This window comes from Acidimicrobiales bacterium (genome assembly GCA_016794585.1).
Taxonomy (GTDB): domain Bacteria; phylum Actinomycetota; class Acidimicrobiia; order Acidimicrobiales; family DATDAH01; genus JAEUJM01.
In genome coordinates, this window is record JAEUJM010000007.1 from 1 (window position 1) to 11,159 (window position 11,159).

An 11,159-nucleotide genomic window follows, 5' to 3' on the forward strand; every position below is an offset into this window, starting at 1 on the left:
CACCAAGATCCGGCTCCTCACCCGCATCGCGTTCGGGTTCCACAACCCCGACGCCCTCATCGCCCTCGCCATGCTCGCCCTCGGCGGACACACCCCCACGCTCCCGGGCCGAAGATGACCCACGGACACAGCAGGAGCGCCCGGTTACGGCTGTCGTTTCGGTTGAGGAGGATCCGCGGATCGCTGTTGAGCTCCTTGACGATCAGGCCGCTGACCCGTGGGTCGAGCTCGGCGTCGAATACGTCGATTCCAAGCTCTGTGGCGATGAGGGAAAACGTTGGCGGAGGGAGCGGGATTCGAACCCGCGGGACCTTGCGGCCCACTGGTTTTCAAGACCAGCGCATTCGTCCGCTCTGCCATCCCTCCAGGGAGCGAGGCTAGCGGGACGGGCGCGGCCCGCCGCCGGCGTTCGGCGACCGCGGCGGCGTTCGGGTGGACGCCGGTCGGGTCAGGGCTGGATCTGGGCGCGGAGGCTGGCCAGCCAGGCGTCGGCGTCGGCCCACGCCGCCTCGGCGTCGCGGCGCACGGCCGGGCCGTGGGCGCCGGCGGCGGGGTACGAGCCGAGGAACTTCACGTCCTCGCACTTCGACTTGAGGTCGCGGAGGCAGTCGGCGACCAGCTCCTCGGCGATGTGGCCCTCGAGGTCGATGATGAAGCAGTAGTTGCCCAGGCCCTTCTTGGTGGGGCGGGACTCGAGCTTGGTGAGGTTGATGGAGCGGGCCGCGAACTCGCCGAGGATCGTGAGCAGGGTGCCGGGCTGGTCGGTGCGCTGGAAGATCACGACGCTGGTCTTGTCGTGGCCGGTGGCCGGGGGCATCCCCTCGCGGGCCAAGAGCACGAAGCGGGTCTGGTTCTCGGAGTGGTCCTCGATGTCGGTGGCCAGCACCTCGAGGCCGTAGATCTCGGCGGCGAGGGCGGTGCCGATGGCGGCGACGGTGGGGTCGCCGGCCTCGGCCACCAGGCGGGCGGCCTCAGCGGTGGACGTGGCCGCCGCGGTGTGGGCGTCGGGCAGGGTGCGGTGCAGGAAGGACGGGCACTGCGCCAGCGCGTGGGGGTACGACGTGACCGTGGTGACGCCGGCGAGGTCGGCCCCGGGGACGCCGAGGAGGTCGAGCTGGATCGAGATCTCGACTTCGCGCTGGATGAGGAGGTCGGTGTCGAACGCCAGGGTGTCGAGGGTGACGTTGACCGTGCCCTCGATGGCGTTCTCGATGGGGACGAAACCGAGGTCGAGCTCGCCGGCGGCGGTGGCGGCGATCACCTCGGCAATTGTCTCGCAGGGGACCAGCTCGGCGCCCTTGAGGTCCGCCTGGGTGAGCAGGGCCTGCTCGGTGAAGGTCCCCTGGGGCCCCAGGAAGCCGATCCGGCGGGCGTCGGCCGGAGCGTCGGGGGCTGATGGGGCGGGGGGGACCATGAGCGGCCAGGATAGTGACGTGGACGAATCGGCCCTCCGGGGATTGCTCGACGATCTCGCCGCCGGCCGGGTCGACGCCGACGAGGTGGTGCACCGCTTGCGCCGGCTGCCCTTCGCCGACCTCGGCTTCGCCCGCGTCGACCACCACCGGGCCCTGCGCCAGGGCATGGCCGAAGCGGTCTACGGGCCCGGCAAGACCCCGGACCAGTGCGTGGCGATCGTGGCCGAGCTGCTGCGGGCCGAGGCGTCGTCGCCCGTCGTGCTCACCCGCGCCGACGAGGCGCAGGTCGACGCCGTGCTCGCCGCTCACCCCGACGGACGCCTGTCGGGCGGTCGTCCCGCCACGGTCGTGTGGCGGCCGGCGCCCGAGCGCGCCGGCCGGGTGCTGGTGGTCACCGCCGGCACCGCCGACCTGCCCGTCGCCGACGAGTGCGCCGCCGTCCTCCACGCCCACGGCCTGCGCCCGGTGCGCCTCGCCGATGTGGGGGTGGCCGGCATCCACCGCCTGCTCGCCGCCGCCGACGAGGTCGCCGCCGCCGATGCGGTGGTCGCGGTCGCCGGCATGGAGGGGGCGCTGGCCTCGGTGCTGGGCGGCCTGACCGCGGCGCCCGTCGTCGCCGTCCCCACCTCGACGGGCTACGGCGCCGGCCTCGAGGGGGTCACCGCACTGCTGTCGATGCTCGCGTCGTGCGCCTCAGGGATGACCGTCGTCGGCATCGACAACGGCTTCGGCGCCGCCTGCGCGGTGATGCGCCTCCTCAACGCGGCCGAGCGCCTGGCACCGGCGCCCACCGACCCGGCGAACTCGAGGCAATGACTGTCGCTTTCCGGGGGCTATTGCCTCGAGAACGCGCCGATCGTGTCCGGCGGGCGTCGTGACCCGCCGCGCCTGGTTCCACTGCTTCTCGGGCATCGCCGGCGACATGGCGCTGGGCGCCCTCGTCGACGCCGGCGCCGACCTCGACGAGGTGCGCCGCCTGTGCGAGCGCATCCCCGTGTCGGGATGGGCGCTCGAGGCCGAGCCGGTCATGCGCAACGGCATCGCCGCCACCCACGTCAACGTGCTGGCCGAGGCCACCACCGTGGTGCGCACCGCGGCCCACATCAACGGCCTGCTCGACGAGGCCCGCCTGCCCGAGCGGGTGCGCGACCGGGCCGTCGCCGTGTTCGGCGCTTTGGCCCGGGCCGAGGGCAAGCTCCACAACCGGCCGCCCGAGCAGGTGCACTTCCACGAGGTGGGCGCCCTCGACGCAATCGTCGACGTGGTCGGCACCTGCGCCGCCCTCGAGCTGCTCGACGTCGACGAGGTGCACGCCAGCCCGGTCGCCCACGGCATCGGCATGATCCGCAGCGCCCACGGCGCCCTGCCCAACCCGCCGCCGGCGGTGGTCGAGCTGTTGCGCGACGTCCCCGTCTACGGCCTCGACGTCCCCCTCGAGCTGACCACCCCGACGGGCGCCGCCATCCTGGCCGCGCTGTCGGTGGGCTTCGGGCCGATGCCAGCCATGTCGATCGAAGCCAGTGGCTTCGGCGCCGGCACCGCCGAGCTGGACGACCGCCCCAACCTCACCCAGGTGGTGCTGGGCATCGCCGTGGACGAACTCGTGCCCGGCCAGCCCGTGCAGCTGCTCGAGGTCAACGTCGACGACGCCACCGGCGAGACCCTCGCCCACACCCTCAGCGCCGTGTTGCACGCCGGCGCCCACGACGCCTGGATCACGCCCGTGCTCATGAAGAAGGGTCGTCCCGGCCACACCGTCAGCGCCCTCGCCGACGCCGCCGTGGCGGCGCAGGTGGCCGCGGCGCTGGTCCGCGAGACCGGGTCACTGGGCGTGCGGGGCCAGACCCTCGAGCGCTGGCCGGCGGCACGCGCCTTCGACGAGGTCGAGGTCGACGGGCTGCCCGTCCGGGTGAAGGTCAGCGCCGGCCGGGTCAAGGTCGAGCACGACGACGCCGCCCGAGCCGCCAAGCGCCTGGGCCTGCCCCTGCGCGAGGTGGTGTCGAGGGCCGAGGCCGAGTGGCGCATCCGCTCGAACCGGGGGTCCGACCTCGAGCCGGTCGAGGACCTTGCCGGCGTCGACCACGAGCACGGCCACGAGCACCTGGCCGACGTCGAGCCCCTCCACGCCGATCCGCGCGCGACGGAGGTCAGCGAGTCCGCCGACGCCCCCGAGCCCGACGGCGACGCCGGCTGACCCTGACCCCACAACTCGTTCTGGTGTGTCGTCGGCGACGCAGGTGTTGCCAACTCGCTACCAGAACGAGCGTGGGGGGGCGGGGGTCAGGCGGCGGGGCGGGAGGCGGCGGCCTTCCAGAGGGCGAGGTAGTTGCGGTGGGTCAGCTCGGGGGTGACCCACCCGGCGGCGACGAGCTCGTCGTGCAGCGCCGGCAGGTGGCGGAAGGGGATGCCCATGTCCACGTGGTGGGCCAGGTGCCAGCCGGTGTTGAAGGGCGCGATCCAGAAGCGGGCGGGCCAGTGCTGCTCGACGTGGTGGGTGGTCTGGCGCCGGTCCGGCGAGCGGGTCATGCCGCCGTGCTCGGCCACGGCCCGCAGGCGGTTGAGCACCCGCCACACCGTCATCCAGGGGGCCAGCCAGAGCAGGAAGTAGAGCTCGGGCCGCCCCACCAGGGTGAAGCCGACGAGCAGCACCGCCTGCATGCCGAGGATGCGCAGGGCGATGGGCCGGGCCGTCGGGCTGCGCACCGCGAGGAGCAGGCCCTTCAGGTTCTTCCAGCCCGAGTTGCCCACGGCGTCGCGGGTGAGCTTGCGCCGCCACGAGGCGCGGGTGACGGGGTAGCGGGAGTAGAGCGCGAGGTCGGGCTCGTCGGGGCCGAGCTCGTCGCGGTGGTGGGCGAAGTGCGAGCGCCGGTAGGCGTCGAAGGGGACGAAGGCCGGGTAGGCGAGCACCCAGCGGCCGATGCCGTCGTTGGCCCAGCGCTTGGAGAACAGCAGCCGGTGGGCGGCCTCGTGGGCGAGGATCGCGTAGAGCGCGAATGCCCGGCCCATCAACAGGAAGGCCGCCACCCAGGCGATCGGGTGGTCGAGCCACACCGCGAGGGCGATGATGCCGAAGGACTGGACGAGCACGCCCACGACCGAGACGGCGTTGCGGAGGTTCGGGATGCGGCGCAGCTCGGCGCGCAGGGCGGGGACGGGCTTGCCGCCGGCGAGGAGCCGGTCGGTGGGCAGCACCTGGGGCAGGGCGTCGTCGGCCGGCGCCAGGCCGGCAAGGCCCAGGGCCGCCTCGCGTTCGGCGTCCCGTGCCTTCGGGGCGTTGGGTAGCCGGTCCGCCTCCTCCTCGGTGCCCGGCGCGCCCGTGGTGGGGAGGTCGGTGGAGGCCATGGCACCATATTACAGTTCAGAATCACATGATCCAGTCCCGTAAGACCGTGGACGCCGGTGAGGCGACCGACGAACGGCCGCTCACCGCGCGTTCGGTGATCGCCAGCACCCTGCTCGGCACGACGCCGCCCCGCCTGCCGGGCCGCCTCCTCGTGCGTGCGGGGGCCCTCTTCGGCCTGGCCGAGGGGACCGTGCGCACCGCCCTCTCCCGCATGGTGGCCGCCGGCGAGCTGGTCGCCGCCGACGGCACCTACACCCTCGCCGGGCCCCTGCTGGCCCGCCAGGCCCGGCAGGACGAGAGCCGCCGCGCCGTGGTGGGGGCCGAGCCCTGGGACGGGACCTGGGCCGTCGCCGTGGTCGACGGCGAGCCCCGGCCGGCGCCGCAGCGCGTCGAGCTGCGGACGGCGGCGACCGCGCTGCGCCTGGCCGAGCTGCGCGAAGGCGTCTGGCTGCGCCCCGACAACCTCGATCCGGGACGCCTTCCGGCGGCGACCGCGGTGGTCGCCGCCCAGTGCTCCCGCTTCGTCGGCGCCTGTCCGGAGTCGTCCGCCCACCCCGACCGCCCCGACCGCTCCGACAGGGGTCGCCGCCCCGCCGCCGATCTCGGGGCCACCGCAGCGGCAAGGACAGGTCCCGTCGGCGACGGTGTCGGTCGGCGCACCGCCGGCGCCGCCGACGAGGGCGCAACACCGGTGGCCGCCGGACCGCTCGGTCTGGACGCGGCGGCCACCCTCGCCGGCCGGCTGTGGGACCTCGCCGGTTGGTCGGCCCGCGCCGACGCCCTGCGGACCCGGATGGACGCCGTCGTGGCCGCCCTCGAGGCCGGGGACACCGAGGCCCTGGCCCCCGGCTTCGTCCTGTCGGCCTCGGTCCTGCGCCTCACGCAGGCCGACCCCCTCCTGCCCCACGCCCTGCTGCCGGCCGACTGGCCCGGCGCCGCCCTCCGCGCCGAGTACGACCGCTACGACGCCGCCTACCAGTCCCTCCTCGGCGCCTGGTTCCGCGCGCAGACCTGACCGTCCGTTCCGGGTACTCCCCTGTGTTGCCAGCACGACCTACGAGTACCCGGAACGAGGGTGGTGGACCCGCGCGGTCCCCGACCGGTCGCCAGCGCGCCCTCGTCTGCGTCCTGGGTACTCCCCCTGTGCCGTCAGCAACACATACGAGTACCCGGAACGGGTTGGGCGAGGCACCGCCGGTAGCGTGATCGGGTGACCGAGGACCGCCTCTACTTCCGCCAACTGCTCGCCGGCCGCGACTTCGCCACCACCGACCCGCTGGCCCGCCAGATGGTCAACTTCGTGTACCTGGTGGGCGACCGCGAGACGGGCGAGGCCGTGGTCATCGACCCCGCCTACGACATCGACGGCCTGCTCGGCCTGCTGGCCGCCGACGAGATGCGCCTCGTCGGCGCCCTCGCCACCCACTACCACCCCGATCACGTGGGCGGGGACATGATGGGCTACTCCATCCAGGGGGTGGCCAGCCTGCTCGAGCGCACCTCGGTGCCCATCCACGTGCAGGCCGACGAGGCCGTGTGGGTGCAGCGGGTCACCGGCGCCGCCGAGACCGATCTCGTCGAGCACGTCAGCGGCGACGTCGTGCAGGTGGGCGAGATCCCCATCGAGCTCATCCACACCCCGGGCCACACCCCCGGCAGCCAGTGCTTCCTGGTGGACAACCGCCTCGTCGCCGGCGACACCCTCTTCCTCGAAGGATGCGGCCGCACCGACCTGCCCGGCGGCGACCCGGGCGCGCTCTATGAGAGCCTCACCCAGAAGCTGGCCAAGGTGCCCGACGACGCCACCCTGTTCCCCGGCCACCTCTACTCGATGGAGCCGTCGGCCTCCATGGCCGACACCCGGGCCAACAACTTCGTGTTCCGGCCCCGCACCCAGCGCGAGTTCCTCATGCTCATGGGCGCCGGCTGAGCGCCATGGGCGTCGAGAACCTCGGCTTCTCACCGGGCACCCAGGGCCTCGTCGCCGGGCTGATCGCGCTGCAGCAGGCCAACGGCATCGACTTCGACACCGCGGTCGCCCGCGTGCGCGCCACCGCCGAGGCCGGCCCGCTCTTCTTCGCCAACCCCAGCTGGGACGAGGTGATCGACATGCTCCGCTGGTTCGCCACGCCGCCGGTGCACCCTGCCGGCCCGGCGGTGGACTCGGCCGGCTGAAGGCTCACGTCGCCACCCGCGAACCGCTGGCCGGCCGGCGCCGCCGTTCCGCCAGCACCATCGTGATCTCCGCGCCGCACCCGCCCGAGCAGATCAGCGCGGTGAGAGGTCAGTGGCTGAGCGGGGGAGGGTCGGGCGTCGCGGCGGGAGACGGGAGGGTCGCCTCCCACCCGGCGAGGGCGGCCAGGAGGTCGGGGGCGTTCCACGCGCTCACCGCGCCGGGGTGCGAGCACAGGTACGAGGCGACCGCGGCGTCGTCCAGGCCGTGGGCGTCGCGCAGCCCGATGGCCAGCATGTGCAGGTAGCCCACGACCGGTGCCGCCAGCGCGTTGGCCGCCATCGCTGACGGGTGGGTGAAGGTGACCATGGGCAGGCCGTCGCGCTCGCCCACCACCAGGGCGAGGTCGTAGCGGCCGGACCCCGCCGCCACGCGACCGTCGCGCCGCAGCGCCTTCCAGTCGATGGCGGCGTGGGCCCTCTTGCTCTCCTGGGCCACTACGTCCTCGAACTGCTCGCCGGTGATGACGTAGCCGCGGGCGTACGTGCGGCGCGCGTCGGGGTGGGGGTCGTGGTCGAGGAAGGCGACCCCGCCGGACCACACCCGTGACTCCCCCGAGAAGTAGAGGGGGAAGGGGAGGTGCAGGGCGGCGTCGGCGAGCGGCTCGGACGGATCGCGGCACCCGGTGTCGGCCCGCAGGCCCCCCGGCATGCGCCCGCCCTCGAGGTACGACTGGAAGCGGGCACGGTGGAGGTTCGAGCCGTAGCTCACGTACCAGACCAGGTCGGGCGGGCCGCCGTGCACGCCGTCGAGCGTACGGGGCGCCGGGCCTACGGTGGCCGGATGACCACGGACGCCCCGGCCCGGACGCCGCTCGCCCACCTGCCCACGCCGGCGGTCGCGGCCGACCGCCTCGGCGCCGCGCTCGGTCTGCCCGCCGGCGCCCTCTGGATCAAGCACGACGACCTCACCGGCGTCGCCGGGGGCGGCAACAAGGTCCGCAAGCTCGAGCACCTCGCCACCGCGGCCGTCGCCGCCGGCGCCGACACGCTGGTCACGGGTGGCGGCCGCCAGAGCAACCACGCCCGCCTCACCGCGGCGGTCGCCAACCGCCTCGGCCTCGCCGTCACCGTCGTGCTGGCCAGCGCGCCGCCCGACCGGCCGACCGGCAACGTCGTCCTCGACGAGGTGCTGGCGCCCGACATCGTGTGGGCCGGCGACCTCGACTACTACGGGCTGGAGGACGCGATCGCCGCCGAGTCCGAGCGGCTGGTGGGCGCAGGCCGCCGGCCGTACCTCATCCCCGTCGGCGGGGCGTCGGCGGTCGGCGCCCACGGGTACGTCCACGCCGCCGACGAGATCGACACCCAGGTGCCCGACCAGCCACTCGTCGTCGTGGCCGACGGCTCGGGGGGCACCCACGCCGGCCTGGTAGCCGGCTTCGGCGACCACGCCCGGGTGCTGGGCGTCGACGTCGGCACCCGGCCCGACCTCGACGAGGCCGTGCCCGCCATGGCCGCCGAGACCGCGGCACTGGCCCGTCGGCCGGTGCCCACCGGCGCCGTCCAGGTCGACCACGACCGCATCGGCCCCGGCTACGGGGCGCCGAGCGACGCCTGTCGCGCGGCGCTGGACCTGGCCGCCCGTTGCGAGGGGGCCCTCCTCGACCCCGTCTACACGGGCAAGGGCATGGCCGGGCTCATCGCCGCGGTGCGTGACGGCCGCATCGACGGGTCACGCCCCACCGTGTTCCTCCACACCGGCGGCCTGCCGGCGCTCTTCTCCCCCCGCTACGCCGACTGGGTGCGTCGGCGCCCCTGAAGGGGCGTGCCCCCCGTCGGCCACCGGCACGCGCCCGCGCCGACGGCGGGTGAGGTGGCGGAGCGGAGCGGAGCCGCGGGTCGGATGAACCGGATGGCGAAGCCGTCCCGACGAAGTGGTGAGGTGGCGGAGCGGAGCGGAGCCGCGGGTCGGATGAACCGGATGGCGAAGCCGTCCCGACGAAGGAGGGACACAGCAATGGGCCGAAAGACCTAGGTCGATCCTCAAGGTCGCCCGGGAAGTGCCGACGAAGCAGGGGAGAACGGCCCACTCCTCGGAGGAGCTCTGGATGTCCGACCACGCTGCCCCTGTGCCCATCGCCGACGAGCGCACCCGGAGGATCTTCGGGGACCTCACCTTCAGCTCGGCCAAGAAGGGGTTCGATCCTGCCGAGGTCACGGCCTTCCTCGTGAACGCCAGCGGCGCCGTCGAGCGCATGCTCGGTCGCCTGAAGGAGGCCGAGGAGCGCGCCGAGGCCGCCGAGGCCCGTGCCACGCAGCTCCAGGCGCGGGTCCTCCAGAACCCGTCGGCCCTACCCACGCCACCCGCCCCGCCGGCGCCCCCCGCCAACGGCGACAACAACGGCCTGCTCGACCGCACCCTCGCCCTCGCCGAGAAGACCGCCATCGCCGCGGTCGCCGACGCCCGGGCCCGCGCCCAGGCCATCCTCACCCAGGCCCAGGAGCAGGCCCGCGAGTACTTCGCCACCGAGCGGGCCGCCATCGCCTCCGAGTGGGAGCGGGTGCAGAACGAGGCCAGCCAGCTCGAGACCCTGCGCCTCGCCGTGGCCGCCGAGACCATGGCCCTCGAGGGGGTGCGCTCGCACCTCCGAGGTCGCATCGCCGCGACCGCCCAGGAGTTGGCCGCCATCGCCGACAACCCGGACCTCCTCAGCTACGCCATCGCCCAGGCCCGGACCGAGGTCGAGGCGCCCGTGAACCCGCTCGCCCCCGCCGCCACCGCGGAGATCGCGGCCGCTGAAGAGCAGGCGCTGCCGCCGTCTCCCCACGTCGACGCCATCCCGGCCTCCTCGGTCAGCGCGTACGAGAAGACCTTCGAGGCCAAGTGGGCCCACGAGGAGGAGGACCAGACCGACGCCGAGGCGTTCGAGCGGTTCTTCAGCGACGAGGTCGAGCCCGAGCCCACCCAGCAGTGGATCCTCGCCGGCTGAGAGTCGTCACACTGGCCCCTCGTCCCTCGGGGCGGCTTCGCCATCCGGTTCGTCGGCGCTGCGGCTCCGCTCCGCTCCGCCACGTGACCAGGGGTTGACACTGGCCCCTCGTCCCTCGGGGCGGCGGCTCAGGACAGCAGCTGGTCCAGCTGGGCGCGGACCTCGCGCCACGCCGGGGTGGACGGGTCCAGCACGCTGAAGTGGTTGGCGTCGGCCTGCTCGGTGAGGGTGGCGTCGTCGCCGGCGGCGGCCGCGGCGGCCACGTAGGCCCGGCTCTGGTCGATGGGGATCACGGTGTCGACCGTGCCGTGGAAGAGCCGTTGGGGCAGCCCCAGGGGGGTGAGCTCGAGCGGTGAGGTGCGGGCGTAGCGGCCGGGCACCTGGTCGGGCGGGCCGCCCACCACCTCGGCGCACGTCCCTTCGAGCGCACCCTGCCGGGCGCAACCGGCCAGGTCGGTGACGGGGGAGAGCGCCACGACGGCACGCGGCGTGACCTGGGGCGAGGCCCCCACGGTGCCGGCGGGCAGGCCCCGCCGGGCGCCGGCCCAGAGCGCGAGCTGACCGCCGGCGGAGTGGCCGACGAGGACGAGCCGGTCGAGGTCGACGGGCACCTCGTCGGGCCGGGCGGCCACGTCGTCGATGGCCGTCGCCACGTCGGCGAAGGTGCCGGGCCACCCCCCGCCGGCCTCGCCGAGCCGGCGGTACTCGATGTTCCACACCGCGTGGCCGTGGCGGGCCAGGTCCCGGGCCACCTTCTTCATGATCGTGCGGTCGGTGGACGAGCTCCACGAACCACCGTGGATCATCACGACCGTCGACCACGGAGGGTCGCCGGACGGTCGCCACAGCTCGCTGAACTGGCTGGGCGCGTCCCCGTACGAGAACCGCTCGGGGCCGTCGTCGTCGTCGAAGAGTCCGCACGACGCGGCCACCCCGGCCACGCCGAGCACCAGCCCACCGGCGAGCAGGCGGCGCCGGGTGAACGTGGGGGGCGTGCCCTCGCCCGGGTCCGCCCGATCCATCCGGGCGACGGTACCGGGACCTTGCGGCGCTGGGGCGGCGCCGGCACGACCCCCGGCCCCGCTGACCACCGAGGGCGCGCGACCGCTACCCTCCCTCATCGAACGCGGCCCGCGGTGCGGTGCTGCGTCGCGCGAGGACGAACGATGGGCGAGCAGCAGTCACCAACGGCCCGCAGGGGCACACCCTCTCCGCGGGCGCCGAGGGACGACGCCG

Annotated in this window: 11 protein-coding genes and 1 tRNA gene; 7 read left to right on the forward strand and 5 right to left on the reverse strand. The window is 74.4% G+C overall.

Annotated elements, in window-relative coordinates:
* Positions 1-278: 278 nt before the first annotated feature.
* Positions 279-366 (reverse strand) — tRNA-Ser (locus tag JNK12_03150).
* An 82-nt stretch (positions 367-448) separates the two neighbouring features.
* The gene (pheA, locus tag JNK12_03155; GenBank protein ID MBL8774898.1) at positions 449-1,414 is read right to left on the reverse strand and encodes a prephenate dehydratase; all 966 of its coding nucleotides are present in this window, start codon (positions 1,412-1,414) and stop codon (positions 449-451) included.
* A 19-nt stretch (positions 1,415-1,433) separates the two neighbouring features.
* On the opposite strand from pheA, the gene larB reads away from it, so the two are divergent.
* Both larB and larC read left to right on the forward strand, forming a co-directional pair.
* A complete protein-coding gene (gene larB, locus JNK12_03160; protein MBL8774899.1) occupies positions 1,434-2,231 on the forward strand; it encodes a nickel pincer cofactor biosynthesis protein LarB in 798 nt (265 codons plus the stop codon).
* Positions 2,232-2,289: 58 nt separating this feature from the next.
* Positions 2,290-3,609 carry a nickel pincer cofactor biosynthesis protein LarC gene (larC, locus tag JNK12_03165; protein MBL8774900.1) on the forward strand — a complete coding sequence of 440 codons (1,320 nt, stop codon included), beginning with the start codon at positions 2,290-2,292 and terminating at the stop codon, positions 3,607-3,609.
* An 86-nt stretch (positions 3,610-3,695) separates the two neighbouring features.
* Here the strand turns inward: larC and JNK12_03170 are convergent, their stop codons facing one another.
* Entirely contained in the window at positions 3,696-4,757 is a 1,062-nt protein-coding gene (locus JNK12_03170; protein ID MBL8774901.1) for a fatty acid desaturase family protein, read from the reverse strand.
* Positions 4,758-4,783: 26 nt separating this feature from the next.
* On the opposite strand from JNK12_03170, the gene JNK12_03175 reads away from it, so the two are divergent.
* The 3 genes from JNK12_03175 to JNK12_03185 all read left to right on the forward strand — a co-directional run bounded on the left by JNK12_03175 (position 4,784) and on the right by JNK12_03185 (position 6,933).
* Positions 4,784-5,773 (forward strand): hypothetical protein, encoded by a 990-nt coding sequence (locus JNK12_03175; protein MBL8774902.1) that lies wholly within the window; start codon positions 4,784-4,786, stop codon positions 5,771-5,773.
* 273 nt (positions 5,774-6,046) lie between these two features.
* Entirely contained in the window at positions 6,047-6,688 is a 642-nt protein-coding gene (locus JNK12_03180; GenBank protein MBL8774903.1) for an MBL fold metallo-hydrolase, read from the forward strand.
* 5 nt (positions 6,689-6,693) lie between these two features.
* Positions 6,694-6,933 (forward strand): hypothetical protein, encoded by a 240-nt coding sequence (locus JNK12_03185; protein MBL8774904.1) that lies wholly within the window; start codon positions 6,694-6,696, stop codon positions 6,931-6,933.
* A gap of 109 nt (positions 6,934-7,042) precedes the next feature.
* Here JNK12_03185 and JNK12_03190 read toward each other — a convergent pair whose 3' ends face one another.
* Positions 7,043-7,735: a hypothetical protein gene (locus JNK12_03190; protein ID MBL8774905.1), complete on the reverse strand. Its 693-nt coding sequence runs from the start codon at positions 7,733-7,735 to the stop codon at positions 7,043-7,045.
* A gap of 39 nt (positions 7,736-7,774) precedes the next feature.
* Between JNK12_03190 and JNK12_03195 the strand changes: the two genes are divergently transcribed.
* Together JNK12_03195 and JNK12_03200 are read left to right on the forward strand one after the other, a co-directional pair.
* Positions 7,775-8,752 (forward strand): pyridoxal-phosphate dependent enzyme, encoded by a 978-nt coding sequence (locus tag JNK12_03195; GenBank protein MBL8774906.1) that lies wholly within the window; start codon positions 7,775-7,777, stop codon positions 8,750-8,752.
* Between the two features lie 289 nt (positions 8,753-9,041).
* Entirely contained in the window at positions 9,042-9,923 is an 882-nt protein-coding gene (locus tag JNK12_03200) for a hypothetical protein (GenBank protein MBL8774907.1), read from the forward strand.
* Positions 9,924-10,051: 128 nt separating this feature from the next.
* On the opposite strand, the gene JNK12_03205 is transcribed toward JNK12_03200, so the two are convergent.
* Positions 10,052-10,945 (reverse strand): alpha/beta hydrolase, encoded by an 894-nt coding sequence (locus JNK12_03205; GenBank protein ID MBL8774908.1) that lies wholly within the window; start codon positions 10,943-10,945, stop codon positions 10,052-10,054.
* Positions 10,946-11,159: the final 214 nt, after the last annotated feature.

Excerpts from the sequence above, each read along its gene's own strand:
- JNK12_03205 (MBL8774908.1), bottom strand. The coding sequence starts at position 10,945 with ATGGATCGGGCGGACCCGGGCGAGGGCACGCCCCCCACGTTCACCCGG.
- JNK12_03185 (MBL8774904.1), top strand. The coding sequence starts at position 6,694 with ATGGGCGTCGAGAACCTCGGCTTCTCACCGGGCACCCAGGGCCTCGTC.
- JNK12_03170 (MBL8774901.1), bottom strand. The coding sequence starts at position 4,757 with ATGGCCTCCACCGACCTCCCCACCACGGGCGCGCCGGGCACCGAGGAG.
- JNK12_03200 (MBL8774907.1), top strand. The coding sequence starts at position 9,042 with ATGTCCGACCACGCTGCCCCTGTGCCCATCGCCGACGAGCGCACCCGG.
- JNK12_03180 (MBL8774903.1), top strand. The coding sequence starts at position 6,047 with ATGGTCAACTTCGTGTACCTGGTGGGCGACCGCGAGACGGGCGAGGCC.
- JNK12_03195 (MBL8774906.1), top strand. The coding sequence starts at position 7,775 with ATGACCACGGACGCCCCGGCCCGGACGCCGCTCGCCCACCTGCCCACG.
- pheA (MBL8774898.1), bottom strand. The coding sequence starts at position 1,414 with ATGGTCCCCCCCGCCCCATCAGCCCCCGACGCTCCGGCCGACGCCCGC.
- JNK12_03175 (MBL8774902.1), top strand. The coding sequence starts at position 4,784 with ATGATCCAGTCCCGTAAGACCGTGGACGCCGGTGAGGCGACCGACGAA.